The organism is Halomonas zincidurans B6, assembly GCF_000731955.1.
GTDB lineage: Bacteria > Pseudomonadota > Gammaproteobacteria > Pseudomonadales > Halomonadaceae > Modicisalibacter > Modicisalibacter zincidurans.
Genome location: NZ_JNCK01000001.1, coordinates 3,058,469 through 3,084,923 on the forward strand (window position 1 = coordinate 3,058,469; position 26,455 = coordinate 3,084,923).

The window sequence follows — 26,455 nt, forward strand, 5'->3', positions numbered from 1 at the left end:
ACTCAGACGCTCAGGCGACGCTCGAGACGAACTGCCGGCAGCGTTCGCTGGCGGCGTTCTCGAACACCTCGCGCGGGCTGCCGCGCTCCTCGACCACGCCCTGGTGCAGGAACACCACTTCGTCGGAGACCTCGCGGGCGAAGCTCATCTCGTGGGTGACCAGCAGCATGGTGCGGCCCTCGTCGGCGAGGCCGCCGATCACCGCCAGCACCTCACTGACCAGCTCGGGGTCGAGCGCCGAGGTGGGTTCGTCGAACAGCAGCACCCGGGGCTGCATGGCCAGCGCCCGGGCTATCGCCACGCGCTGTTGCTGGCCGCCGGAAAGATAGCCGGGGTAGGCGTCGCGCTTGTCGGCCAGCCCAACTCGTTCGAGGAAGTGCTCGCCGAGCTCGAGCGCCGCGCGCCGGCGCAGGCCGCGCACCCGCAGCGGCGCCTCGATGACGTTGCCGAGCACCGTCAGATGCGGCCACAGGTTGAATTGCTGGAAGACCATCGCGACCTGGGCGCGCAGACGCTGGATCTGGCGACGCTCGAGGCCGACGTTGTTGCCGGCGGCGTCGTGGGTGAAGCGGATCGCTTCGTCGGCGATGGTCAGCTCGCCGCGGTCGGGGGTCTCGAGCAGGTTCATGCAGCGCAGCAGGGTACTCTTGCCAGAGCCGCTGGAGCCGATGATCGAGACCACGCTGGCTTCGCGCACGCGCAGCGAGACATCCCTGAGGACCGTTTGCTCGGCGTAGCGCTTGACCAGGTGGCGGGCATCGATCGCCGGGGCGGTGTCGTTGTTGTCGGTATGTTGGGTCATGGACGCTGTCGGGGGTGGCCGGTGGAAAGAGTGCGGCTCGGGGCAAGACGCGCCACGCAGCCGCTCGTTCGTTCAGTCGAGCGCCGTCGCCAGGCAGTCCCGGGCGCAGCGCTCGATGCGCCGGCAGGCCTCGTCCAGGCGCTCGGCGTCGACCGTCAGGCTCAAGCGCACGAAGCCCGCCGCCGAAGGACCGAAGGCCTCGCCGGCGAGCAGCGACACGCCGTGTTCGTCGAGCAGCCTGTCGGCGAAGCCTTGAGCGGTGAGCCCGGTGCGGCGGATGTCGATCATCATGAACATCCCCGCGGCGGGGCGCAGCACCTCGACCGCGCTGCTGCCTGTAAGCGCGCGGCATACCGTGTCGCGACGCGCGCGATAGGTCTCGCGCATCGTCGCCAGCTGCTCGGGCGGGTCGGCCAATGCCGCGCAGGCCGCGTCCTGGATGAACTCGGGGCTGCCGTAGAGCATGCACAGCGCCAGGTTGCTCAGGTGATTGATCAACGCCTCGGGGCCGATCACCCAGCCCAGCCGCCAGCCGGTCATGGCGTGCGACTTGGACAGGCTGTCGATCACCGCGGTGCGTTCGGCCATGCCCGCCAACGTAGCGGGGCACAGGTGCTCGCCCTCGAACACCAGATCGGCGTAGACCTCGTCGGAGATCAGCCACAGATCGCGGCGCTGGCACAGCTCGGCGATGCCCTGCCAGGTCTCGCGGCTCAGGCACTGGCCGGTGGGATTGTGCGGGCTGTTGACCAGCAGCGCCCGGGTGCGCGGGGTGACGGCGGCCTCGAGATCGGCCAGCCGCGGCTGGAAGCCTTCCCCGGCGCGCAGCGGCACGCGCACCAGCGTCGCGCCGGCGGCCTGCAGCGCAGCCTCGTAGGTCACGTACATCGGCTCGGGGACGATCACTTCGTCGCCGGGGTCGAGCAGGCACTGGGCGACCGCGTAGAGCCCGCATTGCGCCCCGGCCATCACCGCCACGTTGTCGGGCCCGGCCGCGCCGCCGCGGGCGCGGTGGCGGGCGGCGATCAGCTCGCGCAGGCGCGCCTTGCCCTGCACGTCGGCGTAGTGGGTGGCGCCGCCACGCAGGCTGGCGATGGCGCTGTCGACGATCGGCGCGGGCGTGACGAAGTCGGGATCGCCCACCGAGAGGATGATCACGTCGTCGCCGTTGGCCTGGCGCTCGAGGGCGCGGTAATGAATGTCCCAGGCGGCGGCGCCTTCGCCGGCGATGCGGGTGGTCAGGCTTGAATAGTGCATGGGCTCCTCGATGTGAACTGGTTATCGGCTGGCTCGTTGCCTCAGCGGTGTCGCACCCAGGCCTCGGCATCGACCTCGATCAGCGTGGGCGCCGTGGCGGCCTGACTGGCGGCCAGCGCCTGGCCGAGCGCCTCGGGGTCATCGACCCGCGCCGCGTGGCAGCCGAAGGCCTCGGCCAGGGTGGCCAGGTCGGGGGCCGGCAGGTCGACGCCCAGCCGGGCGACCGCATGCCTGTCCATGTAGCGGCGAATCTCGCCGTAGCCGTCGTTGTTCCACACCACCACGGCCAGCGGCACGCCGGCATCGCGGGCGGTGGCCAGCTCGCCGAGGGTGAACATCAGCCCGCCGTCGCCGACCAGCGCGATCACCGGCCGCTCGGGGACGGCCAGCGTCGCGCCGAGCGCCGCGGGCAGGCCGTAGCCGAGCGTGCCGTAGCCGGTGGCGGCGTTGAACCAGCGCCGCGGCGCGGGCATCTCGACGATGAAGTTGCCGGCGTAGACCGGCCCGGTGGAGTCGCCGACGATGCTCGCCTCGGGCAGCGCGTCGCGCAGGGTGTCGAGAAGCTCGGCGTAGGGCGCCACGTCGTCGGCCTCGCGCAGTGCCAGGGCGGTCCGCGTCGCGCTGACCTGGGCCGCGGCGTCGCGCGCGGCGGCCACCGGCAAGCGCTCGAGCAGGCCGCGCATGACTTCGCCGGCATCGGCGAGCAGCGCCAGGTCGGCGGCCTGGTTGCGGGCCAGCTGCTGGGCGTCGATGTCCACGCGGATCAGCCGGCCGGTGAGCGCGAAGCCGTCGTCGAAGACCAGATCATAATCGGTTTCGCCGAGTTCGCTGCCCAACGCCAGGATCACGTCGGCCTTGGCGGCCACCCGTCGCCCGGCCGGCAGGCTGGCGCAGGCGCCCAGATCGAGCGGATGATGCTCGCCGAGTACACCGCGGGCGTTGATGGTGGTCATGGTCGGCGCATCGAGACGCTCGACGAGCGCGCGGGCGTCCGCGGCGGCGTCCACACAGCCGCCGCCGAGCAGCACCAGCGGGCGTTCGGCGCCGGCCAGCCAGGCCGCGGCGGCATCGAGCCCGGCGGCGGCCGCGGCCGGCGGATAGACCGCGGCTCGCTTGATCGGCGTGTCGGCGACCGGCTGGGTCATCACGTCCAGCGGAATCTCGATGTGCACCGGGCCGGGGCGGGCGCTTTTGAACACCGCAAAGGCGCGGGCGACGATCTCGTCCAGCGCCTCGCCGGCGTGCAGGGTGTGGCTGAACACGCTGACCCCGGCCAGCGTGCGCTGCTGGTCGGGCAACTCGTGCAGGCGGCCCTGGCCGCGGCCCAGGGTGTCGCGACGGTTGACGCTGGAGATCACCAGCATGGGCACCGAGTCGGCCAGCGCCTGAGCCATCGCGGTGGCGATGTTGGTCATCCCCGGGCCACTGATGATCAAGCAGGCCGCCGGCTTGCCGCTGGCGCGGGCGTAGCCATCGGCCATGAACCCGGCGCCCTGCTCGTGGCGCGGCGTGACGTGGCGCAGCGGACTGTCCGCGAGGCCGCGGTAGAGCTCGATGGTGTGCACCCCGGGGATGCCGAACACGGTATCGATGCTGTGGGTCTCGAGCAGCTCGAGCAGGCGTTGCGCGCAGGTCGTCATGAGCGCACCTTGGTATCACTGGCCACGCCCGAGGTTTCCGCCGGTGCGTCACCAGGCGGTGCGCCACCAGACGGTGCGCCACCGAACGGCTCACGGGAGAAGATCCGCTCGACCATCGGCACGAAGTATTCCAGTGGCCGCGAGGGATAATCCGGGTCGAAGGCGCGCTGGTCCCACTCGTCGCAGAAGCGCGCGGTGCGCGCATAGGCCGGGTGGTCGCGGTAGGCCTCGCGGGCATGCGGGTCCAGGCCGTAGAAGGCGCGGTAGTGATAGCCCTGGAACAGCTCGTGGTGACGGATCATCCACACGTTGAGCGGATCGATGTAGGGCTCGAGGATCGCCGCGGCGATCTCGGCGTGATTGGCCGGCGCCAGGTCGTCGCCGATGTCGTGGAGCAGCGCGCAGACCACGGTCTCCTCGTCGATACCGGCATCGAGCGCGCGGCTGGCGGTCTGCAGGCAGTGCGCGTAGCGGTCGATCGGGTAGCCGTGGTTGTCGCCCTTGAGGCGCAGCAGATGCTCGAGCACCCGGCGGCTGGCGTCGTTCTGGTAGATCTGAAAGTGCGCGTCGATGATCGCCCAGTCGTCGGCGGTGCTTTCGTCGAAGCGCGTGAAGCGGGCCTGGTTCATCGAACCGGTCCTCCCTGGGTGGCGGCGCGAGGGGCATCGGCGTCGTTGGCGCCGACCGAACCGGCGAGCGTATGGCGCAGCACCTGACGGCGACTGGCGGTGCTGTCGCGATCGACATAGCCCTGGCGCATGTGACGCACGCCACCCTCGAGCTGATAGGCGGTGCGCCCATGCAGCAGCCGGTAGTTGTCCATGATCAGCATCTCGCCGGGGGCGAGCTTGAGGTACACGGTCAGCGCCGGGTCGGTGATCAGCGCATGAAAGCGCTGGCGCGCCGCGTAGTAGCGCTCCAGCGTCTCGGCGTCATAGGCGGCGACACGCTCGGTGCGATTGGAAAAGCGCACCCTGGCGAGCCGGCCGTGGCCGTCGAGCTCAATCAGCGGGCCTTCGCTTTCCAGCCGGGTGGTGGCATCGACGTAGCGAAAGCCGGGCGACAGCCGGGTCAGGCAGTCGAACGCCGTCGGGTCTTCCCGCTGCAAGCGGCGGGCCGCCATGAAGCCGTCGACCAGCGTGCTGTCGCCGCCCGCGGCGGCGTTGCTCAGGCAGTGCAGCCAGATGTAGCCGGGGATCGGATCGCGGTAGGGGTTGTCGGTGTGCGGCTCGAGCCCGCGCTGGGTCATGGTCAGGTCGTAGGCGTTGGCCACCGACTTGACGTCGGCGATGCCGCCCCAGTTGGTGCGCCGCAGCGGGCCGATGCGATCGATCAGCGGCTGCATGCCGTCCTCCTCGCCGGGCACCCCGGCGACGCGCACGAAACCGTAGCGCTGTAACTCGTCGAGCAGCCCCAGCAGCGCCCGGTCATCGGCCAGCGCGGCGGCGAAGTCGGCCTCGGGCAGGTGCGCGAGACTGGCGTCCCACAACAGCTGCGCGTCGTCGGCCGCGCCGCGCGAAGTGTCCCTCGGCGGACGGTCCTCGGCGAGCAGCGTGGATAACGCGAAGGCGGTGCGATGGCCGTCGCTGAACGCCAGGTGCAGCGTCTCGCCGTCGACGGCGGCAGACTCGAGGGTCAGGTCGAGCGGCAACTCGGCGGCCTCGATCAGCCGTTGGCCGGTCTGGGCATCCAGGGTCTCGCCGTCGGGGGCGCGCTCGCGCAGCCACAGCGCGGCGAAGTGCTGTTCGAGACCGGGGCCGCTGAGCGTCAGGCGGCGGCCCTGGGTAGTGACGATGGCGTCGACGGGATTGGACATGGCGGCGCGAACCTCCACAGCTGGCTGGGTCAAGGGAACCGGACGCGAATCCGAAGCGCTGTCGACACCATGACGGGTGCGACCTGATACTACCCTAGAGCCATGCGGAGTCAGTGATTTGCCTAAAATGGCCATATAATCGATCATTTTGGCCATGAAGGAGTTCGATTCGGCCCACTGGGCCCAGGCCTGGCCCTATCCGCGCCCCGATCTGCCGCCAGTGGCGCGCCCCGGCGAGGCCGAGCACACCGTCAGCGTGTGGCTGCTGCCCAAGTTCTCGATGCTGACGCTGTTCTGCCTGCTCGAGCCGCTGCGCGTCGCCAACCGCTTCGGCCGCACGCTGTTCGCCTGGCAGTTGCTGTCCAGCGGTGGCGAGGCGGTGGTCGCCAGCAACGGCGTGCGCATCGATGTCGATGGCGCGCTCGGCGGCGCCGGCGATTGCAAAATGCTGATGGCGATCTCGTCCTACGAGGCGGAGGCCACGGTGACCGCTGCCGACCGCGCGGTGCTGCGTCAGGTCGCCGCGCACGGCGGGCGGGTCGGCGGGCTGGACACCGCGCCGTTCATCCTTGCCCGCGCCGGGCTGCTCGAACAGCAGCGCGTGGCGCTGCACTGGGAGAGCGTGCCGGCGTTTCGCGAAGAGTTTGCGCAGCTGGCGATCAGCCCGGCGCGCTTCGAATTCGCCGGCCGGCGGCTGACCGGCTCCGGCGGCGCGGCGGGCATCGACATGATGCTGCAGTGGATCGAGTCCGATTACGGGCCGGCGCTGGCCAACGCGGTGGGTCGCCAACTCGTCCACCAGCGAGTTTCCGAGGAGGACGCGCTGCAAGGCCAGAGCCAGCATCGCCTCGACCGGCTGCCGCGCACGGTGGTGCGGGCGCTGGCGATCATGGAGACGCATCTCGGCCAGGCGCTGGCGATCCCCGAGATCTGCCGGCTGGTCGGCCAGTCGCAGCGTCAGTTGACGCGGCTGTTCGTCGGCCATTTCGGCGAGACGCCCAAGCAGTGCTACCTGGGCATGCGCCTCGACCTGGCGCGGCGGATTCTCGCCGATAGCCGCTGCCGGGTGACCGAGGCGGCGCTGGCCACCGGGTTCAGCAGCATGGCGCATTTTTCGAGGGTCTATCAGGCGCGCTTCGCCGAGCGCCCGAGCCGGACCGGCGAGCGCGGGACGAGCTGACCGGGCTAGCTGCGCGGTCAGCCTGGCAGTAGCGGGATTCCTCTACGGGACATGCTGCCCCAGCGCCTCGACGCGGCGCTGGCGGGCGGCCCGCTTGAGCATGCGCAGCCGCGAGCGCACTTCGTCGCGCTCCAGGTAGCAACCCTGCAGCCAGCGGTGGCCGGAGGCGCCTTCGAAGGCGTCGCGGGCATGCAGCAGGCGGCGGTTGTCGAAGATCACCAGATCGCCCGGGCGGTAATTGAAGCGCAGCGCGAAGCGCGGCTCGCGAAGCAGCCGCTGCAGTTGCATCAGCGCCTCATAAGCCGGCTCGATCTCGTCGAACGGCGCCATCAGCGGCCCGCGCAGGAAGTCGGCGATGCGCACCTCGCTGAGTCGGCCCTCGGCGTCGCACTGGATCATCGGGTTGAGCCACACGTAGTCGCTGGTGCGCGCGGTGTTGGCGTAGCACCACTTGACCCGGGTCAGCGTGGCGAACGCCGCGGGGTTCTGCCGGCGCAACGCCTCGGCCACCGCGAAGCCGTCCATCATCACCGCCTGGCCGCCGTCGACGCTGTTCTCCAGGCAGTGCAGCAGTTGCAGGCCCGGCTGGTACTCGCGGGTCGGCAGGTCGACGTGCGGCGGCAGGGCGATCGAGGTGTAGGCGTTGGAGTCGGGGTCGGGCTTGGCGCGCACGTCGAACAGCGTGCCGAAGTTGGTCGGCCGCGGCGGGCCGATGCGCCGGGCGATGGCGTCCAGGCTGCCCGGCGCGGTGGGCAGGTTGCCAAGCCGCACCAGGCCGTGGCTCAGCACCTTGTCGAGCGCTTGCTCGAGCAGCGCCTCGCCGGCTTCGGCGTGTTCGTCACGATCCATCCAGCCGGCGGCATCGAGGCTCGGCGGGGCGTCGAGTTCGGCGGCGGTCCAGATGCTGACCGCGACCAGCGGCGCGTCGAACGCCTCGGTATTGTCGTAGTCGTGGGCGCGCAACCAGCCGGGGTGGAAGCGCAGCGTGCGCGCTTCCGGGGCGAAGATGACGCCGAGCGCGCCGGCGGCGTCGAGCCAGGCGGCGTCGATGGTCGGCCAGGCGGCGAGCCGCGACAGATCGAGGATGCGCTCGCGGGTCGCCGGGTTGACGGTAGTCTCGTCGGCGGCGTTCTCGCGCAGCCACACGGCGTGATAGCGGCTGACCCGGCCATCGGCCCAGGTCAGCGTGACAAGCCGGGCGTCGTGGTCGACCCGCGCGAGGCCGACCTCGACCGGCCAGGCGTCGTAGTCCGGAGTCGCTGGCAGTGGCGGTGCGGCGGTGGTGGTCATGGCGGGCGTCTCTGAATGAAATGGCAATCTTCAGGATGCCGAGTCGTCGCGCCGTCGATTAGCCACCAGGCGACGGCTAGTTGTCATGAGTCGTCATCGGCGCGCGTCGCGTGGGCTCTCGGCATAGCGTTGGCGGTAGGCGCGCGAGAAGCTCGACGCCGAGGCGAAGCCGCAGGCCAGACCGATGCCAAGGATGTCGTGGTCGGTTTCCAGCAGCAGTTGGCGGGCCCGCGCCAGGCGCAGGTTCAGGTAGTGATCGCGCGGACGCACCCCCAGCTCGCGTTCGAACAGGCGCTGCAACTGGCGCAGCGAAATGCCCACCCGGTGCGCCAGTGCCTCGATCGACAGCGGCGCCTCGATATGCGCCTCCATCAGCGCCACGGCCTCGATCAGCACGTGCTTGTGGGTGCCCAGGCGCTGGCTCAGCGCCATGCGCTGCTGGTCGTGGGGCGTGCGCATGCGGGCGTGGATCAACTGTTCGGAGACCGCGGTGGCCAGCGCCTCGCCGTGGCGCCGGGCGATCAGGTCGAGGGACATGTCCATCGCCGCCGCGCCGCCGGCGCAGGAGAAGCCGCGCGGGCCGAGCTCGAACAGCGCCTCGCGGGTCTCGATGGCGGGGAAGCGTTCGCGAAAGGCCGGCAGGCTTTCCCAGTGCAGGGTCACCCGCTGGCCGCGCAGCAGCCCGGCACTGGCCAGCACCACGCTGCCGGTATCGATGCCGCCGAGCACGCAGTCGGCGTTGGCCAGCCGGTTGAGCCAGCGGATCAGCGGCCGGCTCAGCGTCGCCTCGGGCTCGAAGCTGGCGCATACCGCGACGCTGGGCAGCGCCGGGGCGCTGGCGATGGCGTCGTCGGCGAGCAGGGTCATGGCGTTGCTGGCGGTGACCGGTGCGCCGTCCTGGCTGATCACCCGCCAGGCGAACAGCGCCCGCCCGGCGATGCGATTGGCGATGCGCAGCGGTTCGACCGCCGAGAAGAACGCCATCATCGAGAAGCGCGGCATCAGCAGAAAGCCGATCGGCTCGGGCAACGGGCCGGTGTAGTCCAGACGCATGAGTCGCTCGCAACGGGGTGGCCCGACGATGATAAGCGATCGTGCGCTGCGCTGCAGGCGATGGCTCAGTGCGTCGATTGGTTCAGTTAATCCGCGCTGCCGGTCAAAGGCTCCGCGGTGCGGCGCCTATTGGCGAGAATCGGGCTGCCGGTCGCGGGTCGCTGAGCAGCGTGTAGTCGACGTCCTGAAGCGCCTCGCCAAACAGAAGGTCTACAGGCTCACTCCCCGGTAAGCAGGCGTTCTTCAAGGGCGAATATGTGCGGGTCGTCGTGGCCGAGTTCGCGCAGCGCGCTGGCCAGGTTGAGCAGGTAGTCGCGGTTGGGACCGCTGGGTCCGTGAGCGCTGGCGATGCGCCGGGCCAGCGCGGCTTCCGGCTCGGGGCCGGCGAAGGCGGCGTTGTCCTCGCGGGCGATGTAGACCAGTCCTTCGTGACGCGCGCCATCGTCGAAGTAAAGCGGGGTGACGACCCGCAGATAGCCGTTCTTTTCGCGCACGTCGAGCGGCTTGAGGGTCTGCGGGGTGATGCGATAGGCCATGCCGTGGCACGCCGCTCCCGGCGCGCGGATCAACGTCGCCACCCGGCCGGGCGATTCGGGCGTGCCGCGGTGGTCGTGAGAGGCCTGCCAGAAGCGCCGCGCCCAGCCGAGGATATGCGCCGGACGACGCTCCAGGTAAGCGAAGTCGGCCTTCCAGATCAGCGAGCCATAGCCGAACAGCCACAGCGAGTCGTGGCCGTCGAAATGGGTCATCTGCTGGTTGAGCGTGGTGGTATCGAAGGACATGTGCGGCGCGGAACCTGAAAATCAACGGTGCCGTTACTCTGCGACAGGCCAGGGCGGCGGGCAAGCCGACCAAGCGTTAAACCGGGCGGTGCTCGGCGCCGTGTAATTGCTCCGCGGGTCCATTAGGATATTACCCTTTCGACGAGGCTGATTCCGTATCGGGCCGCCCTTCATCCGGCCATGACGGTAGCCGTCACTCATCCACGGGCAGCTTGCATGGCCGCATCGATACTCGACCGACACAGCGTGACCATCACCGGGCAGGGCGAGCGCACGCTGCTGTTGCTGCATGGTTTCGGTTGCGATCAGCGGGTCTGGGTACCGCTGGTTCGCGCCTTCGAGCCCGATTGGCGGGTAGCTCGCTACGATCAGGCCGGCTGTGGTCGCGCCCTCAAGACCGTCTATAGCCGGCACCGGCACGCCGCCCTGCAGGGGTATGCCGAGGATCTGCTGGCGGTCTGCGCGGCGCTCGGGGACCAAGCCGTCACCGTGGTCGGCCACTCGATCGGCGGCATCATCGCCATGCTGGCGGCCATCGAGGCGCCGCAGCGTTTCCGGCAACTGGTGATGCTCTGCGCCTCCAGCCGTTATCTGGACGACCCTCCCGATTACCGGGGCGGTTTCGACGCGGCGCAACTCGGCGAACTGCTGACGATGATGGAGCAGAACTACTTCGCCTGGGCGGGCTCGATGGCGGCCAACGTCATCGGTTCGCAGCGCAAGGATGTCGCCGAGCGTCACCTGCGCAACCAGTTCCTGGCCAATGACGCGCGCATCGCCCGCCAGTTCGCCGAGGTCACCTTCTACAGCGACACCCGCGATGCGCTGGGGCAACTGACGATCCCCACGCTGGTGATGCACACCGACGAGGATGCGGTGGTGCCACCCCAGGCGGCCGAATACCTGCACGCCAACATTCCCGATGCCCGCCTCGAGTGGCTGCCGTGTCGTGGGCATTATCCGCACATGAGCGATCCTGCATTGCTGGCCGAGCGGTTGCGGGCGCATCTGTAGCGCGAGGCGCGACCGGCGCTCCGAGGAAACCACGATGCAAGCGAAACAGGTTGCGGCATACTGGGACGAGTCCCCCTGTGGCATGCTGGTGACCGACCGTGAGGGATGGGTGCTGGCCGTCAACGCCCGGATCGAGGACTGGCTGGGCCGCGCGGATCTGGCCGGGACGTGCTTTGCCGACCTGCTGACGCCCGCGGCGCGTGCCTTCTACCACTGGCATGTGGCGCTCAGCGTCGAACGCCATCAGCAAGGCGATGAAATTCAGCTGGCACTCGCCACGCCTGACGAGCAAACGCTGCCGGTGCTGGGCGGTTTCCGGACCGCCGAGTACCTGGACCAGGCGTGTGTCCATTGGTCGCTGACGCCGGTCCCGCGCAGGAGCGGTCTCGAAGGAGAACTGATCGCGGCGCGCGAGGCGGCCGAAGCGGCACTTGATGAAAAGCAGCTGGCGATAGACGAGTTGCAGCGTCTCCAGGCGGAGCTCGAGGCGCACCATCAGGAGCTGTCTCGCCAGAACCGGCACCTGGAGGCGCACGCCTACAGCGACGGGCTGACGCGACTCAAGAATCGCCGCGCCTTCAGCGAAGCATTGACCGAGCGCACCCGGGCAGGGCCGGCCGCTGGACCTTTCGCATTGGCGTTGCTGGACATCGACCTTTTCAAGACGATCAACGACAGTCTCGGACATGCGGCGGGGGACCAGGTGCTGATGGAGCTCGCCCTGCTCATGCAGCGTGTCTTTCGCGACCAGGACCTGCTGTTTCGCATCGGCGGCGAGGAGTTCGCGATCTTCTTGCCCGGGGCCTCACCGGAACAGGCGTTGGGGGCGCTCGAGCGCTTGCGTCGGGCGGTGCGCGAGCATGCCTGGTCGGTCGCCGCGGTGACCGTCAGCGCCGGCATCGCCAATCACCAGCCTGGCGATGGCAGCGATTCGCTCTACCGGCGCGCCGACGATGCCCTCTACGCCGCCAAGCATGACGGTCGCGATCGCGTGTTGCATGCTGCCCTGCTGGGCCTGGAGCCTGCTCCGACGCGTTGATCGGCGTCCGCCAGGGTTATAGACGCTCGCCCGCTCGCCGCCACGGGGCGCTGCGTCAAGCGTTGCCGCGGAATCGATCCCGGATGCTTGCACATGCGCGGATTCCGTGTCGGCGACTCAGGGAATGCTCGGCAGCTCGATCTCGTCGCTGCGCCGGGCGCCTTCGGTCATCTGCTGGCACAGCCGCAGGAATTCGCGCATGCCGGTGCTCAGGTACTTGTGGCGATGCCAGATGAACGCGAACTGGCGTTTGAGATCGAGCTGCGGAGTGGCGATGGGCACCAGGCTGCCGCGGCGAAAGGCGTCGCGCAGCGCAAGGTGCGAGACGCAGCCGATGCCCAGACCGGACTCGACCGCACGCTTGATGCCTTCGGTGTGCTCGAGCTCGAGCAGGATGTTGAACCGCCCACGGCGATGACGGGTGGCCTGTTCAAGAGTCAGCCGGGTCCCCGAGCCCTGCTCGCGCATGATCCAGGCCTCACGCAGCAACCGCTCGAGCGAGACATCGGCGGCACCGGCCAGCGGGTGGCGCGGCGAGCAGAAGACCGTCAACTCGTCTTCGACCCAGGGCTGCATGACGACGTCGGCATGCTGGCAATCGCCCTCGATCAGCCCCAGGTCGAGCTCGTGCTGAACGATGCGCTCGATGATCGACACCGTATTGCGCACCTGCAGGCGCACCCGGCTGCCGGGATGGCGCTGCATGAAGTCGCTGATCAACAGGGTCGCCAGGTAATTGCCGATGGTCAGCGTGGCGCCGACATCCAGCGAGCCGACGCCGCGCTGGCCACGCAGCAACTCCTCGATCTCTTCGCCGCGGTCGAGCAAGGCCACCGCTTTGGGCAGCAGTTGAAAGCCCAGCGCGTTGAGCTTGAGGCGCTTGCCGATGCGGTCGAGCAACTGGCAATCGAACTGCCGTTCGAGCTCGGCGAGCGCGGTGCTGGCGGCGGATTGCGAGAGTGCCAGTTCGCGGGCGGCGCGCGATACGCTCTGTTGCTGAGCGACGGCGACGAAGACTTCGAGCTGGCGCAGGGTGTAACGCATGGGAGTCTCGATGGCAAGTGCCATATCAATATTGCCGATAAGCGTTATCCAGACAACCCATTTAACAGATAATCACTACCGACTTAGAATGACGGTAACGAAATTAACGCTTTTTTATGCTTTTATGGAATATATTTGGAGGCTTCGATGAGCAAGTTTGCCCTGGAAGAAGTGCTGAGCGTCCATCACTGGAACGACACCCTGTTCAGCTTCCGCACCACGCGTGAACGCAGCCTGCGCTTCAAGAACGGGCAATTCGTGATGATCGGCCTGGAAGTCGCCGGCAAGCCATTGATGCGCGCCTACTCGATCGCCAGCCCCAACTACGAGGATCACCTCGAGTTCTTCAGCATCAAGGTGCCCGACGGTCCGCTGACCTCGCGCCTGCAGCACCTCAAGGTCGGCGATCAGATCATGGTCAGCCGCAAGCCCACCGGCACGCTGGTCACCGACGACCTGCTGCCGGGCCGCAATCTTTACATGCTCTCTACCGGCACCGGCCTGGCGCCGTTCATGAGCCTGATCCAGGACCCCGAGGCCTACGAGCGCTTCGACAAGATCGTGCTGATTCACGGCGTGCGCAGCGTCAGCGAACTCGCCTACGCCGATTTCATCGGCAAGGAACTGCCGGCGCACGAATACCTCGGCGAGGAGATCAGCGAGAAGCTGGTCTACTACCCCACGGTGACCCGCGAGGAGTTCCACACCATGGGCCGGCTCACCGACCATATCCGCAGCGGCAAGCTCGCCGAGGACACCGGTCTGCCGCCGCTCGATCCCAAGCAGGACCGGGCGATGATCTGCGGCAGCCCGGCGATGCTCGACGAGACCAGCGCGCTGCTCGACGACCTGGGCTTCAAGATCTCGCCGCGCATGGGCGAGCCCGGCGACTACGTGATCGAGCGGGCGTTCGTCGAGAAGTAACCGGCTTCGCCGGAGCTGTAAGCCATAAGCCGTAAGAAAAAGCCAAGTCAAAAGCTTTTTGCTTTTGACTTGGCTAGTGGTTGTGGTGCTATTTTGGCTTATAGCTTCGCGCTTAGACCGCATCCTTGCCGGTCTCGCCGGTACGAATCCGGATGACCTGCTCGAGCGGCGAGACGAAGATCTTGCCGTCGCCGATCTTGCCGGTGTTGGAAACCTGGGTGATGGCTTCGATGACCTGCTCGGCCATGGCATCGTCGACGGCGACTTCCAGCTTGACCTTGGGCAGGAAGTCGACCACGTATTCGGCGCCGCGATACAGCTCGGTGTGGCCCTTCTGGCGACCGAAGCCCTTGACCTCGGTCACGGTGATGCCCTGAACGCCGATTTCGGACAGCGCTTCACGGACATCGTCCAGCTTGAACGGCTTGATGATGGCGGTCACCAGTTTCATGCTCGTACTCCTCGCTAGGATGCGGGTATCGTCGCGCGCCTGACGGCCGCGCGGCCCCGGTTTGCGTCGGTCAATTTGCTATCAAGCATACACCGCTCGCTATCGGAATAAAAAAGACCCCCCGAAGGGGGCCAGGGGAGCACGCCAGCTCACTCGTTGCGCCGGGGCTCGCTTGTCGAGCCCGGACACGCTCACTTGTTGCCGCCGCCGGCGGTAAACTCGGGGTAGGCTTCGAGACCGCATTCGGCCAGGTCGACGCCTTCGTATTCTTCCTCTTCGCTGACCCGCACGCCCATGATCGCCTTGATGATCAGCCATACGACCAGGCTGGCGATAAAGACCCAGGCGAAGATGCCGATCGTGCCGATCAACTGCGCGCCGAAGGAAGCATCGGCGTTGCTGACGGGCACCACCATCACGCCCCAGATGCCGGCCACGCCGTGGGCCGAGATAGCACCGACCGGGTCGTCGAGCTTGAGCTTGTCGAGGCCGACGATGGCAAACACCACCAGCAGGCCGCCGACGGCACCGATCAGCGTCGCACCCAGGGCGCTGGGTGACAGCGGATCGGCGGTGATCGATACCAGACCGGCGATCGCGCCGTTGAGCGCCATGGTCAGGTCGGCCTTGCGGAACCAGACCTTGGCCAGGATCAGCGCGGCGATGACGCCGCCGGCGGCGGCCGCATTGGTGTTGAGCAGTACCTGAGCCACGTTGTTGGCGGAAGCGACGTCGGAGACCTTCAATTCGGAGCCGCCATTGAAGCCGAACCAGCCCATCCACAGGATGAAGGTGCCCAGCGCGGCCAGAGGCATGTTGGCGCCGGGGATTGCGTAGATGGCGCCGTTCTTGCCGTACTTGCCCTTGCGCGGCCCGAGCACCAGCACGCCGGCCAATGCGGCGGAGGCGCCGGCCAGATGAACGATGCCGGAGCCGGCATAGTCGGAATAGCCCAGTTCGGAGAGCCAGCCACCGCCCCAGGTCCAGTAGCCCTCGATGGGGTAGATGACCGCGGTCATCACCACCGCGAAGGCCAGGAACGCCCACAGCTTCATGCGCTCGGCGACGGCGCCCGAGACGATCGACATGGCGGTCGCCACGAACACCACCTGAAAGAAAAAGTCGGCACGCGCCGAGTAGTAGGGCGCGTCATCGCCGCCACTCAAGACTGCATCGACGCCGTTCTCGCTGCCGATCAGAAAGCCGAGGCTGGGCAGGAAACCGCCGGCGCTGCTCGAATACATGATGTAGTAGCCGACCACCAGATACATCGTGCAGGCGATAGCGAACAGCACGACGTTCTTGGTCAGGATTTCTGCGGTGTTCTTCGAGCGTACCAGGCCCGCTTCCAGCATCGCGAAGCCGGCGGCCATCCACATCACCAGCACGCCACTGATGAGGAAGTAGAATGTATCGAGCGCGTAATTGAGCTCTGTCATCGTTATAGTCTCGCTGAATTCAGGAATGGCCCCGCGCCTCAAACGGCGTCGGCCCCGCGTTCGCCGGTGCGAATACGAATGACGTCTTCAAGCGGCGTGACGAACAGCTTGCCGTCGCCGATCTTGCCGCTGTTGGCGGCCTGGCTGACGGCCTCGAGCACGCCTTCCACACGGCTGTCGTCGACTGCGATCTCGATCTTCACCTTGGGCAGGAAATCGACCACGTACTCGGCACCCCGGTAGAGTTCGGTATGCCCTTTCTGACGACCGAAGCCCTTGACCTCGGTGACGGTGATGCCCTGCACGCCGTTATCGGCGAGCGCCTCCCGAACGTCGTCGAGCTTGAATGGCTTTATGATGGCGGTGATGAGTTTCATCCCTTGTCTCCCGTTGTCGGCTTGCGCCTGAAGCTATCAAGCGCAAGCCGTGCCAGTTCGTTTTTTCTGTAGTAATTTCATAGATCTGAACTGCCATCCGGTCAGTCTTATGGTGCAGTGAATCGCTTTGCTGCACTGCCAATCACCGTTTTGGTGCGCCGCTGCCGCAGCGATGCGCCATAACAGGGCATGCGTTGTCGAATTGCCTTGCGTATGCTGAGGAGAACCGCAACAAGGAGTGGGCCGATGATCAGTAGCGAACGGATCAGCCGCCTCGCCCAGCAGCTGGGCGAGCGCCTTCAGGATGCCTCTCACGCGCCCGAAGAGATCCAGCGCAACGTGCATAACGTGATGCGTGGAGCCTTCGATCGCATGGAGCTGGTGACCCGCGAGGACTTCGACATCCTGATGGATGTGCTTCAGCGCACCCGGGCACGGGTCGAGTCGCTGGAAAAGCAGGTCGCCGCGCTCGAAGCCAGTCTCGACGACAGTGCCGGCGCGCCGGGATCGCCGGCGATGGTCGCCGCCGACACGGCAGCGCCACCCGAGGACACGGCAGCGTCCAGCAAGACCGCTTCCGGAAATACATCATCCGCCAAGGGTACGGCGCCCCCCGAGGATACCGACGCCTCATCGCCCAAGCCGCCATAGCGCGGTCTCTTGCGTTGGCCTCGAGACTTGCAGTCCCCGCGCCGATCTGTATCACTAGGCCTGTATCAATGAACAGGCTGGAACAGGCACTGGGTGCGGGGTCGCTATCGTTTCTGGAAGGTGAACGAGAAACTTGGCATGCGACGTCGCTTGAGCATCCGCCGGGCAAGGAGCGGCCATGGCATTAGCCATCATCACCACGCGTGCGGGGCTGGGGCTGGACGCGCCCGAGGTCCTGGTCGAAGTCCATCTGTCCAACGGCCTGCCAGGCATGACCCTGGTCGGCCTGCCGGAAACCGCGGTTCGCGAGAGCCGTGAGCGGGTGCGCAGCGCACTGCTCAACGCCGGCTTCGAGTTTCCCACCACACGACGCATCACCATCAACCTGGCACCGGCCGACCTGCCCAAGGAAGGCGGACGCTTCGACCTGCCCATTGCGCTGGGCATCCTGGTGGCCTCCGAGCAGGTGCCGGCCACCGCCCTCGAGGGAGTGGAGTGTCTTGGCGAGCTGGCCCTCGACGGCCGGCTGCGTCCGGTTACCGGGGTGCTGCCGGCGGCGCTGGCGGTCAAGGCACGGGGGCGCGGATTGCTGGTCGCCGCAGGTAACGCCGACGAGGCCGCGCTGGCCGGCGACCTGCAGGTGCTGCCCGCCGAGCACCTTTCCCAGGTGGTCGCCCATCTGCTGGGCCAGGCCCGGCTCGAACCGCATTGGGTGACGACGCCGACGCTGCCCGAGCAGCCGCTGGCCGATCTGGCCGACGTGCGCGGTCAGTACCAGGCGCGCCGGGCGCTGGAGGTCGCGGCGGCGGGCGGCCACAACCTGCTGTTCTCGGGCCCGCCGGGCACCGGCAAGACCATGCTCGCCAGCCGCCTGCCGGGCATTCTGCCGCCGCTGTCGCCCGACGAGGCGCTCGAGGTCGCGGCGATCCGCTCGGTGTGCGGGCTCGACCTGCTCGAACGCTGGGGTGAGCGGCCGTTTCGCTCGCCGCACCACACCGCCAGCGGCGTGGCGCTGGTCGGCGGCGGTTCGCGGCCGCGCCCCGGCGAGATCTCGCTGGCGCATCAAGGAGTGCTGTTTCTCGACGAGCTGCCGCAATTCGACCGCAGCGTGCTCGAGGTGATGCGCGAGCCGCTGGAATCGGGGCAGATCCATATCGCGAGGGCCAGCCAGCAACGCAGCTTTCCGGCCAGTTTCCAGCTGGTGGCGGCGATGAACCCGTGTCCCTGCGGGCACCTGGGCGACCCGCGCCAGACTTGCGTGTGCACCCCGGCCCAGGTGCAGCGCTACCAGGGGCGGCTTTCCGGTCCGCTGCTCGATCGCATCGATCTGCAGGTCGAAGTGCCGGCAATCCCGCCCGACCAGCTCACCGCCGATACCCGTGGCGAAAGCTCCGTGCAGGTTCGCGAGCGAGTGCTGGCGGCCCGCGAGCGGCAACGCGCCCGGGGCTTTCTCAACGCACGCCTGCCGGGCCCCGAGCTCGAGGCAGCCTGTGCGCTGAGCGACACCGAGCGCGCCTGGCTGGCCGACGTGCTGACTCGGCTCAAGCTCTCGGCGCGCGCCTATCATCGCGTGCTGCGGGTGGCGCTGACGCTGGCCGACCTGGCCGGCGAGCCGCACCCGGGGCGCAGCCAGCTGCTCGAAGCGATCGGCTACCGTCAGCTCGATCGCCTGCGCAGCGGTCGCGATCGGCCTGCCACGGCGAGTAGTCCATGACATCGGTGTCACGCTAAGCTGATAGCCAGGGGCCAGGGTTGGCCCTTGTGGATCGCTGACGGCTTCTGCGCCATTAAGCGTCAGCCACGCCAACGCCAAGGAGGTTCGATGAACAGCACGGATAGCGATCTTGCAGCGATGGATGCCGCCGCTCTGATTGACGCCTACGAGCGGGGCCGGCTCTCGCCGGTGGAGGCGGTCGAGAACGCGCTGGCGCGTATCGATCGCCACAACCCCGCGATCAACGCCTTCTGTCATGTCGATCACCAGGGCGCGATGGCCGCCGCCCGCGACGCCGAAGCCCGCTGGCGGCGCGGCGAGCCGCTGAGCCCGGTGGACGGGCTGCCGGTGACGATGAAGGACCTGACCCGGGTGCGCGGCATGCCCGCCCGTGAAGGCACGCTGATCTCCGATCCCGCGCCGTGCGCGGAGGATTCGCCGCCGGCACGGCGGATGCGCGAAGGCGGCGCCGTCATCCTGGGCAAGACCACCACTCCCGAATTCGGCTGGAAAGGCGTTACCGACAGCCCGCTGACCGGCATCACCTGCAACCCCTGGAATACGCAGCTTACCCCCGGCGGCTCGTCGGGGGGCGCCGCCGCGGCCTGCGCGCTGAACCTGGGCGTGCTGCATCAGGGCGGCGATTCCGGCGGCTCGATCCGCATCCCCGCCGCCTTCACCGGCACGTTCGGCTTCAAGTCGACCTTCGGGCTGGTGCCGCAGTGGCCGCCCTGTTCATTGCCGTCGATGTCGCATATCGGGCCGATCACGCGCACGGTCGACGACGCGATCCGCATGCTCAACGTCATCGGCCGCTACGACTCTCGCGACAGTTATGCCGTCGCCGCGGCGCCGGCGGACTGGAGGGAGACCACCCGACAGACGCTTTCGGGGCTGCGCATCGGTCTGATCACCAAGGCGCGCCGGGTCGGGGTCGATCCGCAGATCACCGCGGCGATCGAGCGAGCGGCGCATACGCTCAGCGAGCTGGGCGCCGAGGTCGTGCCCAGCGATCTTGATCTGCATGAGGCGGGCGAGGCATTCAAGGTACTGTGGTTTTCCACCACCTGGCGGCTGTGCTATCAGCTGACCGAGGCCCAGCGTCACTTGATCAGCGAGGGGCTGCTGAAGAACGCCTGGCGCGGCGAGGGCTTCGATGCCAATGACGTGCACGCGGCGGAAGAGGCCCGGTGGGTCCTGACCTCGCGCTTCGAAGCCCGCTTTCGTGACGAATTCGACCTGTTCCTGATGCCCAGCGTCGCCGTTCTGCCATTCACCGCCGGCCTCGAAGTCCCGGATGGCAGCAGCATGCAGGACTGGATGGATTGGACGCCATTCAGCTATCCGTTCAACCTGACGCGCCAGCCGGCGGCATCGATCCCCTGCGGATTCAGCCGGGAGGGGTTGCCGATCGGCTGCCAACTGGTGGGGGCACGCTTTCGCGATCGCACCGTGCTGCGTGCCTGCCGCGCGTATATGGATGCGGTGCCGACGCATTTCCCCGACGTGCCGGGCGTCGCCACGCCGGGCGTCGCCACGCCTCGCGGCTGACGGAGAAGCCACGCCATGCCGCTGTCCCTCACGAATCTGCCGCTGGCCTGGAGCATCGGCCTGTTCTGCCTCTGTGCGCTGGTGATCGGCGTGATCGGTACGCGCCTGACCCATGTGGTCGACGACCTCGCCGATCGCACCGGCCTGGGCGAGGCCATCGCCGGCGCCCTGCTGCTGGGCGCGACGACCTCGTTGTCGGGCAGCGTCCTCTCGGTGACAGCGGGCTGGGCCGGCCAGGCCGAACTCGCGGTGAGCAACGCCGTGGGCGGCATCGCCGTACAGACGCTGTTTCTCACCGTCGCCGACATGTTCCTGCGGCGCGTCAATCTCGAGCATGCGGCCGCCTCCATCGGCAACCTGATGCAGGGCGCCTTGCTGGTCTGCATGCTGTCGCTGATCCTGGTGGGCAGCTTCTCGCCGGAGTGGACGCTGTGGGGCATCCATCCGATCACGCCGCTGATGGTGGTGGGCTATGCCTACGGGCTGCGCATCGTCAACGAGGCGCGTACCGCGCCGATGTGGATGCCCGCCCGCACCCGCGAGACGCGCGAGGATGTGCCCGACGAGGCGCTCCAGCAGCGCTCGCTGGCCTCCCTGTGGACGTCGTTTCTGATCATGGCGTTGATCCTGGGGGTCGCCGGGTGGCTGCTGCAACGCTCGGCGACGGTGATCGCCGAGGAGACCGGGCTCGGCCAGGTCGCCGTCGGGGTACTGCTGACGTCGATCACCACCTCGCTGCCGGAGCTGGTGACCTCGGTGACAGCGGTGCGGCGCGGGGCCCTGACGCTGGCCGTGGGAGGCATCATCGGCGGCAATGCCTACGACACGCTGTTTACCGCGATGTCGGACATCGCCTATCGCGAGGGCTCGATCTATCACGCCATCTCCAACCAGACGCTGCTGTGGGTGGCGCTGTCGATGGTCATGACCGGGGTGTTGATCATGGGCCTGGTGCGCCGCGAGAAGCATGGCCCGGGACGCATCGGCTTCGAGAGCGTGACCATTATCGGCCTTTATCTGGCCGGTGTGGCCATGGTGGTGTTCGGCGGCGCCAACGGCGGTTGAGAGGATGCTTACAAAAGGGCTGCACTCGGCAATACGGCGTTGAAATTATCCTCGAGCGCGAGTCCGATCAAAATACTCATTTACTATCTGTAAACTCGCGTGCGAGCCCAGTGCGCTTTTTCGTTCAATTTCGCCTTGTCTTGCCATTGTTCGCCTGTTTCGTAGACATCCTCTGAGCCGGGTGGCGTCACGCCGTCAGCGCGCCCTCCAGCGCGCCCAGGCGCCCCGGTTCGAGGGCGGCGGCGAGGGTACTGATGCGCAGCACATGGCCGAGCGCCGGGTGAGCGGGGCGATGGACGAGGGTGCCGGCATCGAGCAACTGGCGATGGATGCTGGCAGCCCGCTCGGCGTCGGCGAGACGCACGGCGATGAAGTTGGTGTCGCTGGGCGGCACGTCGCCGCCCAGACCGCGCAAGCGCTCGGTGAGGCGCTCGCGGCAGGCGATGACCGTGTCGACGTGGGCGCGAGTCTCGTCGGGGTTGTCGAGCACGGTCTCGGCGGCGCTCAGCGCCAGCGACGAGACGGCATAGTGGATGCGTACCTTGGCCAGCATGGCCAGGGCCTCGGGCTCGGCGATCGCGTAGCCGATGCGCAGCCCCGCCAGTCCGTGGGCCTTGGAGAACGTGCGCAGGCGGATCGCCCCGGGCCACACCGCACCCGCCGAGGGCGCCGCGGCATCCCGGCGGAAGTCGTGATAGGCCTCGTCGAGCAGCAGCGTGCAGCTATCGGGCAGGGCGTCGCGCAGGGCGAGCACCGCAGCGTCGTCGTGCAGGTGGCCGCCGGGATTGTCGGGGTTGGCCAGATACACGAGATGCGCGTCTTCGCGATGCGCCCGCTCGGCAAGCGCCTCGAGATCGGGGGCGAGCAGCCCGGGAGCGTTCTGGTAGGCGACTTCGCTCAACCGACAACCCTGGCCTGCGGCGAAGTAGCCGAAGGTCGGGTAGGTGCCAGCGCTGGCGATCACCGGGCTGCCGGGCTCGCAGCAGGCGCGCAGCGTCAGCGCGATCAGGCTGTCGGCGCCGGCGTCGACCAGCAGCGACTCAAGCGGGCTGCCCAGCGCATCGCCCAGGCGCTGACGGACGCCGAGCGCTTCGGCGTCGCCGTAGCCGCGGGCGAGTTCGGCGAATTCGTCGCCGAAGCGCGCCGTCAATGCCCGGTGCGGCATGTCGAGCCCCTCGTTGGAGCCCAGACGATGAGGGATGCGGCGCCCCAGGCGCCGCTCCAGGGCCTTGAGGCCCGGGAAGGGGTTGGTCGGTCCCTGGCGGCCCAGTAGGTGGCGAGCGTAACGCGACATGGCGGCTCCTTGTTTTGGCGAACGTGACGCGGCGCGGGCGAGGGGTTCCGCTGAAGCCATTGTGACTCGGCTACCGGCCTGAAAAAAGCGCTGAAGGCGCGTTTGGCGCGGTTGCGGGCGCGCTCCTATAGCGCCGAGGCATCGAGCGCGCCGGTGAGCGTCTGCTGCCAGCGGGGTTCGTCGTTGCCGGGCCGGCGCAGCGCGAGTTCCAGCCGGTAGGGCAGCAGCCGGCGGTCGGAGAGCGTCAGCGCCGGGCCTTCGGCGATCAGGCGGCTTTCCAGCAACCATTGATTGTCCGGTACATCGCGAGTGGCCCTGTCCGGCATCCAGTCGAGCACCTGGGGGCCCGCATCGACGGCCAGCAGGGCGCGGGTCAGGGTTTCGCCGAATTGCTCGGGTTCAATCGACAGCGCGGCATCGACCTCGGTCGGGGCGAGCAACAGTACGCGTTCGCCCTCCGGCACCCGCCACACCGGCGCGGCAAGGGTCGCCTCGGCGGCACGTTCGCCCAGCCCGTAGAGCGCCTGACGGGCGGTCCTGGGCGGGCCCGGGTCGCTCGCGCAGCCGCTTAGAGCCAGCGCGATCAACAGCGCGATGAGCCATCCTGGCGCGCGCGGCGTCGGTAAATGTCGAGCATGGTATCGAGACATGTTCAGGGCGTCGTGGTGGGGTGATCGGCCGCGGCCGGGGCGCCGTGAAAGCCGGCGAGAAATGCGTCGAGCTCGTCGAACAGCGGCTCGCGGATGAACGCCGACTCGTTGACCAGATGGTGACGCGCCTCGGGATGGCGGACCACCCGCGCCTGGGGAAACTTGCCGGTCAGCACCTCGAGATTCCATGCCCAGTCGACGGTCAGGTCCTGCTCGCCCTGCAGGATCAGCACCGGCAGGTCGCTGGCCGGCAGCGCCAGCATATGGCTCATCCAGCGGCGCATCGCGGTGACCCAGGTCAACGTCAGACGGTCGGGCTGCAGGGGGTCGCTTTCGCGCAGAAAGGCGGCGAAGTCGGCGTCGTTGGAGTTGGCCTGGTAGCTCCGCGGGATCGAGCGGATGAACGGGCTGGCCAGACGATGCAGCCAGCTCGACTGCGGCCAGCCCCATGGCCGCACCAGCGGCGCGAGCAGGGCGAGCCCCTGCCAGGGCGAGGCCGTGCCGCGACCCAGCGCGTCGGTGGCGAGGATCGCTGCGCCGGTACTCTGGCCGATGCCCACCCAGGGGTGAGGCGCCAGGTCCTCGCCGGTGAGTTGACGCTGCAGCGCCTGCAGGCAGGCGCCGTAGTCCTCGAAGTCGTCGATGGTCGCGCGCGCCCCGCTGGACAGGCCATGCCCCGGCAGGTCCCACAGCACCACGCGCCAGCCCTGGTCGAGCAGCCGTTCGAGCAGGTGGCGGTAGAGCCCCAGATGATCGAAATACCCGTGCACGACGAAGGCCGTGCCGCACGGTTGCTCGGGTGTCCATACCTGCGCCCACAGCCGGTAACGCTCGGTGTCGACGAACCCGGCGTAGAGGCCGACCCGGCGATCGAGCAGCGGCGCCAGACGATAGTGCGCCAGGTAGTCGCTCAACGCGCGCGGCGGCAAAGCGCTTATCCGCGCCAGCGGTCCGAGGGCCTGTAGGGATTCGAATTGGCTCATTGGGCTCCTTGTTGTACGCCTCCATGCTAGCGTCGATTGTGAACCAGCGCAGGCCTTGTGTCGCTAACCGATGACGCTCATTGGCCCTGCTCGCTTGCCCCTTGCGGGATTTTCTGAGCTAATGTGTGGAATGTATTTCCACAATTACCGCATGAAGGGCCATCGCATCGCGACGGCGTCATGCAGTGCAGCAGGAGGTAGCTTGCCATGACTCAACGTGTCACACGTCACCGCCTTCAGGTGGCCGCCGAACTCGATCGCTTCCTCAACGAGGCCGCGTTGCCCGACAGCGGGGTCGATCCCGACGACTTCTGGTCCGGGCTCGATGCGCTGGTACACGATCTGACTCCCAGGAACCGCGAACTGCTCGCCGAACGCGAGCGCCTGCAGGGCGAGCTGGATGCGTGGCACAAGGCACACCCCGGGCCGGTCCGCGATCTACGCAGTTACCGGGACTTCCTCAAGCGGATCGGCTACCTGGTCGATCCGCCAAGCAGCGTCGCGGCCACCACCCGCAATGTCGACGCCGCGGTCGCCGTACAGGCCGGCCCGCAGCTGGTGGTGCCGATGAGCAACGCCCGCTACGCCCTCAATGCCGCCAACGCGCGCTGGGGCAGCCTCTACGATGCACTCTACGGCAGCGACGTGATCGGCGAGGAGGGTGGCGCCGAGAAAAGCGGCGGCTATAACCCCAAGCGCGGCGAGAAGGTCATCGGCTACGCACGCAACGTGCTCGACCAGGCGGCGCCGCTGGCCGAAGGCTCGCATCGCGACGCCCAGCGCTACAGCGTCAGCGGCCGCCATCTCACGGTGACCTTGAAAGACGGGCGCGACGTGGGCCTCAAGCGCCCCGACCAGTTCCTCGGCTATCAGGGCGAGGCCAGCGCACCGACGGCGGTGCTGCTCGCCAATCATGGCCTGCACCTGGAAATTCAGTTCGACGCCGAGCACGCCATCGGCAAGACCGACCCGGCGCACGTCAAGGACGTGGCGCTCGAGGCGGCGGTGACCACCATCATGGACTGCGAGGACTCGGTGGCGGCGGTCGATGCCGAGGACAAGGTCGGCGTCTACGCCAACTGGCTGGGGCTGATGCGCGGCGATCTTACCGAGACCATCGACAAGGGCGGCAAGACCTTCACCCGCCGCTTGAGCCCCGACCGCGAGTACCGTGCGGCCGATGGCAGCGCGCTGAGCCTGCCCGGGCGCTCGCTGCTGTTCGTGCGCAACGTCGGCCATCTGATGACCACCCCGGCGGTGCTCGACGGCGACGGCAACGAGATCCCCGAGGGCATCCTCGACGGTTTGGTGACCAGCCTGATCGCGCTGCACGATCTTAACAAGGCCGACAAAAACGCGAGCGCGGCTTCGGGCGCCACTGACGGCGCCGCGATGAGAAACAGCCGTACCGGCTCGGTCTACATCGTCAAGCCCAAGATGCACGGCCCCCAGGAAGTGGCGTTCGCCAACGAGCTGTTCTCGCGCATCGAGGATGTGCTGGGCATGGCCCGCGACACGCTGAAGATCGGCATCATGGACGAGGAACGGCGCACCACCGTCAATCTCAAGGCCTGCATCGATGCGGCGCGCTCGCGGGTGGCATTCATCAATACCGGCTTCCTCGATCGCACCGGCGACGAGATGCATACCGCCATGGAAGCCGGGGCGATGCTGCGCAAGGGCGACATGAAGGGTGCGGCGTGGATCGCCGCCTACGAAAAGAACAACGTCCAGGTCGGGCTGACCTGCGGCCTGCGCGGACGCGCCCAGATCGGCAAGGGCATGTGGGCGATGCCCGACAAGATGGCGGCGATGCTCGAGCAGAAGATCGGCCATCCCAAGGCTGGCGCCAATACCGCCTGGGTACCGTCGCCGACCGCCGCGGTACTGCACGCGCTGCATTATCACCAGATCGACGTCGACGCCGTCCAGCAGGAACTCGAGCGCCAGGGCGAAGGCGACCTGCTCGACGACCTGTTGACGGTGCCGGTGGTCGAACGCGCCGACTGGGGCCGCGATGAGATCCAGCAGGAGCTCGACAACAACTGCCAGGGCATTCTCGGCTACGTGGTGCGCTGGGTCGAGCACGGCGTGGGCTGCTCCAAGGTACCCGACATCCACGACGTCGGCCTGATGGAGGACCGCGCCACACTGCGCATTTCCAGCCAGCACATCGCCAACTGGCTTTACCATGGCGTGGTCAGCGAGGCTCAGGTACGCGAGACGCTGGAACGCATGGCCAAGGTGGTCGACGACCAGAACGCCGGCGACCCGGAATACACCCCGATGACTGCCCATCTGGCCGACTCCAGCGCCTTCCAGGCCGCCTCCGACCTGATCTTCAAGGGTCGCAGCCAGCCGGCCGGTTATACCGAGCCGCTCTTGCATCACTGGCGCGCCGTGCACAAGGCGAAATCCTGAGCTGCGGGCTACGGGCTA

The 26,455-nt window shown here is 67.9% G+C and carries 24 protein-coding genes; 9 read left to right on the forward strand and 15 right to left on the reverse strand.

The features are described 5' to 3' along the window. Positions 1–10 precede the first annotated feature (10 nt). The 5 genes from HALZIN_RS0114365 to tmpA all read right to left on the reverse strand — a co-directional run bounded on the left by HALZIN_RS0114365 (position 11) and on the right by tmpA (position 5,515). Complete coding sequence (locus HALZIN_RS0114365) at positions 11–802, reverse strand: ABC transporter ATP-binding protein (protein ID WP_051907531.1); 792 nt, start codon at positions 800–802, stop codon at positions 11–13. Positions 803–874: 72 nt separating this feature from the next. Further along, positions 875–2,059, reverse strand: coding sequence for a pyridoxal phosphate-dependent aminotransferase (locus tag HALZIN_RS0114370; protein WP_031384884.1), 1,185 nt, complete (start codon positions 2,057–2,059; stop codon positions 875–877). A 41-nt stretch (positions 2,060–2,100) separates the two neighbouring features. After that, the gene (locus tag HALZIN_RS0114375; protein ID WP_031384885.1) at positions 2,101–3,699 is read right to left on the reverse strand and encodes a 5-guanidino-2-oxopentanoate decarboxylase; all 1,599 of its coding nucleotides are present in this window, start codon (positions 3,697–3,699) and stop codon (positions 2,101–2,103) included. Continuing rightward, on the reverse strand, positions 3,696–4,328 hold the full coding sequence (locus HALZIN_RS0114380) for an HD domain-containing protein (protein ID WP_051907532.1): 633 nt from the start codon (positions 4,326–4,328) through the stop codon (positions 3,696–3,698). Before HALZIN_RS0114380 ends, HALZIN_RS0114375 begins: the two co-directional genes overlap by 4 nt. Further along, positions 4,325–5,515: a 2-trimethylaminoethylphosphonate dioxygenase gene (gene tmpA / locus HALZIN_RS0114385; RefSeq protein WP_051907533.1), complete on the reverse strand. Its 1,191-nt coding sequence runs from the start codon at positions 5,513–5,515 to the stop codon at positions 4,325–4,327. The genes HALZIN_RS0114380 and tmpA overlap by 4 nt, the downstream gene beginning before the upstream one ends. Positions 5,516–5,669: 154 nt before the next feature. Between tmpA and HALZIN_RS0114390 the strand changes: the two genes are divergently transcribed. After that, positions 5,670–6,695, forward strand: coding sequence for a GlxA family transcriptional regulator (locus HALZIN_RS0114390; RefSeq protein ID WP_051907534.1), 1,026 nt, complete (start codon positions 5,670–5,672; stop codon positions 6,693–6,695). 42 nt (positions 6,696–6,737) lie between these two features. Here HALZIN_RS0114390 and HALZIN_RS0114395 read toward each other — a convergent pair whose 3' ends face one another. The 3 genes from HALZIN_RS0114395 to HALZIN_RS0114405 all read right to left on the reverse strand — a co-directional run bounded on the left by HALZIN_RS0114395 (position 6,738) and on the right by HALZIN_RS0114405 (position 9,820). Further along, entirely contained in the window at positions 6,738–7,985 is a 1,248-nt protein-coding gene (locus HALZIN_RS0114395; protein WP_031384889.1) for a TauD/TfdA family dioxygenase, read from the reverse strand. Between the two features lie 93 nt (positions 7,986–8,078). Next, positions 8,079–9,038 carry a GlxA family transcriptional regulator gene (locus HALZIN_RS0114400; protein ID WP_031384890.1) on the reverse strand — a complete coding sequence of 320 codons (960 nt, stop codon included), beginning with the start codon at positions 9,036–9,038 and terminating at the stop codon, positions 8,079–8,081. A 218-nt stretch (positions 9,039–9,256) separates the two neighbouring features. Further along, positions 9,257–9,820 carry a gamma-glutamylcyclotransferase gene (locus HALZIN_RS0114405; protein WP_031384891.1) on the reverse strand — a complete coding sequence of 188 codons (564 nt, stop codon included), beginning with the start codon at positions 9,818–9,820 and terminating at the stop codon, positions 9,257–9,259. Positions 9,821–10,036: 216 nt separating this feature from the next. Between HALZIN_RS0114405 and HALZIN_RS0114410 the strand changes: the two genes are divergently transcribed. Together HALZIN_RS0114410 and HALZIN_RS0114415 are read left to right on the forward strand one after the other, a co-directional pair. Beyond that, positions 10,037–10,834, forward strand: coding sequence for an alpha/beta fold hydrolase (locus tag HALZIN_RS0114410; RefSeq protein ID WP_031384892.1), 798 nt, complete (start codon positions 10,037–10,039; stop codon positions 10,832–10,834). A gap of 34 nt (positions 10,835–10,868) precedes the next feature. Continuing rightward, a complete protein-coding gene (locus tag HALZIN_RS0114415) occupies positions 10,869–11,873 on the forward strand; it encodes a sensor domain-containing diguanylate cyclase (RefSeq protein WP_084173610.1) in 1,005 nt (334 codons plus the stop codon). Positions 11,874–11,990: 117 nt separating this feature from the next. Here HALZIN_RS0114415 and HALZIN_RS0114420 read toward each other — a convergent pair whose 3' ends face one another. After that, on the reverse strand, positions 11,991–12,917 hold the full coding sequence (locus tag HALZIN_RS0114420) for a LysR family transcriptional regulator (RefSeq protein ID WP_031384894.1): 927 nt from the start codon (positions 12,915–12,917) through the stop codon (positions 11,991–11,993). 147 nt (positions 12,918–13,064) lie between these two features. Between HALZIN_RS0114420 and HALZIN_RS0114425 the strand changes: the two genes are divergently transcribed. Then, positions 13,065–13,841 carry a ferredoxin--NADP reductase gene (locus HALZIN_RS0114425; RefSeq protein WP_031384895.1) on the forward strand — a complete coding sequence of 259 codons (777 nt, stop codon included), beginning with the start codon at positions 13,065–13,067 and terminating at the stop codon, positions 13,839–13,841. Positions 13,842–13,953: 112 nt separating this feature from the next. On the opposite strand, the gene glnK is transcribed toward HALZIN_RS0114425, so the two are convergent. From glnK to HALZIN_RS0114440, 3 genes are all read right to left on the reverse strand, one after another. Beyond that, complete coding sequence (gene glnK, locus HALZIN_RS0114430) at positions 13,954–14,292, reverse strand: P-II family nitrogen regulator (protein ID WP_031384896.1); 339 nt, start codon at positions 14,290–14,292, stop codon at positions 13,954–13,956. Between the two features lie 191 nt (positions 14,293–14,483). Continuing rightward, a complete protein-coding gene (locus HALZIN_RS0114435; RefSeq protein WP_031384897.1) occupies positions 14,484–15,731 on the reverse strand; it encodes an ammonium transporter in 1,248 nt (415 codons plus the stop codon). Positions 15,732–15,769: 38 nt separating this feature from the next. Beyond that, the gene (locus HALZIN_RS0114440) at positions 15,770–16,108 is read right to left on the reverse strand and encodes a P-II family nitrogen regulator (RefSeq protein ID WP_031384898.1); all 339 of its coding nucleotides are present in this window, start codon (positions 16,106–16,108) and stop codon (positions 15,770–15,772) included. A gap of 246 nt (positions 16,109–16,354) precedes the next feature. Between HALZIN_RS0114440 and HALZIN_RS0114445 the strand changes: the two genes are divergently transcribed. The 4 genes from HALZIN_RS0114445 (at position 16,355) to HALZIN_RS0114460 (ending at position 21,089) form a co-directional block, all read left to right on the forward strand. Further along, entirely contained in the window at positions 16,355–16,759 is a 405-nt protein-coding gene (locus tag HALZIN_RS0114445; protein WP_035575386.1) for an accessory factor UbiK family protein, read from the forward strand. Between the two features lie 178 nt (positions 16,760–16,937). After that, positions 16,938–18,473, forward strand: a complete 1,536-nt coding sequence (locus tag HALZIN_RS0114450) for a YifB family Mg chelatase-like AAA ATPase (protein WP_031384900.1) — start codon at positions 16,938–16,940, stop codon at positions 18,471–18,473. A gap of 108 nt (positions 18,474–18,581) precedes the next feature. Then, positions 18,582–20,024, forward strand: coding sequence for an amidase (locus tag HALZIN_RS0114455; RefSeq protein ID WP_051907536.1), 1,443 nt, complete (start codon positions 18,582–18,584; stop codon positions 20,022–20,024). Between the two features lie 15 nt (positions 20,025–20,039). Next, positions 20,040–21,089 (forward strand): sodium:calcium antiporter, encoded by a 1,050-nt coding sequence (locus tag HALZIN_RS0114460; RefSeq protein WP_031384902.1) that lies wholly within the window; start codon positions 20,040–20,042, stop codon positions 21,087–21,089. Positions 21,090–21,276: 187 nt separating this feature from the next. Here the strand turns inward: HALZIN_RS0114460 and HALZIN_RS0114465 are convergent, their stop codons facing one another. From HALZIN_RS0114465 to HALZIN_RS0114475, 3 genes are all read right to left on the reverse strand, one after another. Beyond that, positions 21,277–22,383: an aminotransferase class I/II-fold pyridoxal phosphate-dependent enzyme gene (locus HALZIN_RS0114465; RefSeq protein ID WP_031384903.1), complete on the reverse strand. Its 1,107-nt coding sequence runs from the start codon at positions 22,381–22,383 to the stop codon at positions 21,277–21,279. 125 nt (positions 22,384–22,508) lie between these two features. After that, on the reverse strand, positions 22,509–23,033 hold the full coding sequence (locus HALZIN_RS0114470; RefSeq protein WP_051907537.1) for a hypothetical protein: 525 nt from the start codon (positions 23,031–23,033) through the stop codon (positions 22,509–22,511). 2 nt (positions 23,034–23,035) lie between these two features. After that, positions 23,036–24,016 carry an alpha/beta hydrolase gene (locus HALZIN_RS0114475; protein WP_035575388.1) on the reverse strand — a complete coding sequence of 327 codons (981 nt, stop codon included), beginning with the start codon at positions 24,014–24,016 and terminating at the stop codon, positions 23,036–23,038. Between the two features lie 207 nt (positions 24,017–24,223). Between HALZIN_RS0114475 and HALZIN_RS0114480 the strand changes: the two genes are divergently transcribed. Next, the gene (locus HALZIN_RS0114480) at positions 24,224–26,437 is read left to right on the forward strand and encodes a malate synthase G (protein WP_031384906.1); all 2,214 of its coding nucleotides are present in this window, start codon (positions 24,224–24,226) and stop codon (positions 26,435–26,437) included. Positions 26,438–26,455 lie beyond the last annotated feature (18 nt).

Excerpts from the sequence above, each read along its gene's own strand:
- HALZIN_RS0114445 (WP_035575386.1), top strand. The coding sequence starts at position 16,355 with ATGATCAGTAGCGAACGGATCAGCCGCCTCGCCCAGCAGCTGGGCGAG.
- tmpA (WP_051907533.1), bottom strand. The coding sequence starts at position 5,515 with ATGTCCAATCCCGTCGACGCCATCGTCACTACCCAGGGCCGCCGCCTG.
- HALZIN_RS0114370 (WP_031384884.1), bottom strand. The coding sequence starts at position 2,059 with ATGCACTATTCAAGCCTGACCACCCGCATCGCCGGCGAAGGCGCCGCC.
- HALZIN_RS0114480 (WP_031384906.1), top strand. The coding sequence starts at position 24,224 with ATGACTCAACGTGTCACACGTCACCGCCTTCAGGTGGCCGCCGAACTC.
- HALZIN_RS0114395 (WP_031384889.1), bottom strand. The coding sequence starts at position 7,985 with ATGACCACCACCGCCGCACCGCCACTGCCAGCGACTCCGGACTACGAC.
- HALZIN_RS0114450 (WP_031384900.1), top strand. The coding sequence starts at position 16,938 with ATGGCATTAGCCATCATCACCACGCGTGCGGGGCTGGGGCTGGACGCG.
- HALZIN_RS0114410 (WP_031384892.1), top strand. The coding sequence starts at position 10,037 with ATGGCCGCATCGATACTCGACCGACACAGCGTGACCATCACCGGGCAG.
- HALZIN_RS0114380 (WP_051907532.1), bottom strand. The coding sequence starts at position 4,328 with ATGAACCAGGCCCGCTTCACGCGCTTCGACGAAAGCACCGCCGACGAC.
- HALZIN_RS0114415 (WP_084173610.1), top strand. The coding sequence starts at position 10,869 with ATGCAAGCGAAACAGGTTGCGGCATACTGGGACGAGTCCCCCTGTGGC.
- HALZIN_RS0114400 (WP_031384890.1), bottom strand. The coding sequence starts at position 9,038 with ATGCGTCTGGACTACACCGGCCCGTTGCCCGAGCCGATCGGCTTTCTG.
- HALZIN_RS0114435 (WP_031384897.1), bottom strand. The coding sequence starts at position 15,731 with ATGACAGAGCTCAATTACGCGCTCGATACATTCTACTTCCTCATCAGT.
- HALZIN_RS0114460 (WP_031384902.1), top strand. The coding sequence starts at position 20,040 with ATGCCGCTGTCCCTCACGAATCTGCCGCTGGCCTGGAGCATCGGCCTG.
- HALZIN_RS0114465 (WP_031384903.1), bottom strand. The coding sequence starts at position 22,383 with ATGTCGCGTTACGCTCGCCACCTACTGGGCCGCCAGGGACCGACCAAC.
- HALZIN_RS0114375 (WP_031384885.1), bottom strand. The coding sequence starts at position 3,699 with ATGACGACCTGCGCGCAACGCCTGCTCGAGCTGCTCGAGACCCACAGC.
- glnK (WP_031384896.1), bottom strand. The coding sequence starts at position 14,292 with ATGAAACTGGTGACCGCCATCATCAAGCCGTTCAAGCTGGACGATGTC.
- HALZIN_RS0114440 (WP_031384898.1), bottom strand. The coding sequence starts at position 16,108 with ATGAAACTCATCACCGCCATCATAAAGCCATTCAAGCTCGACGACGTT.
- HALZIN_RS0114390 (WP_051907534.1), top strand. The coding sequence starts at position 5,670 with ATGAAGGAGTTCGATTCGGCCCACTGGGCCCAGGCCTGGCCCTATCCG.
- HALZIN_RS0114420 (WP_031384894.1), bottom strand. The coding sequence starts at position 12,917 with ATGCGTTACACCCTGCGCCAGCTCGAAGTCTTCGTCGCCGTCGCTCAG.
- HALZIN_RS0114475 (WP_035575388.1), bottom strand. The coding sequence starts at position 24,016 with ATGAGCCAATTCGAATCCCTACAGGCCCTCGGACCGCTGGCGCGGATA.
- HALZIN_RS0114405 (WP_031384891.1), bottom strand. The coding sequence starts at position 9,820 with ATGTCCTTCGATACCACCACGCTCAACCAGCAGATGACCCATTTCGAC.
- HALZIN_RS0114365 (WP_051907531.1), bottom strand. The coding sequence starts at position 802 with ATGACCCAACATACCGACAACAACGACACCGCCCCGGCGATCGATGCC.
- HALZIN_RS0114425 (WP_031384895.1), top strand. The coding sequence starts at position 13,065 with ATGAGCAAGTTTGCCCTGGAAGAAGTGCTGAGCGTCCATCACTGGAAC.
- HALZIN_RS0114455 (WP_051907536.1), top strand. The coding sequence starts at position 18,582 with ATGAACAGCACGGATAGCGATCTTGCAGCGATGGATGCCGCCGCTCTG.
- HALZIN_RS0114470 (WP_051907537.1), bottom strand. The coding sequence starts at position 23,033 with ATGTCTCGATACCATGCTCGACATTTACCGACGCCGCGCGCGCCAGGA.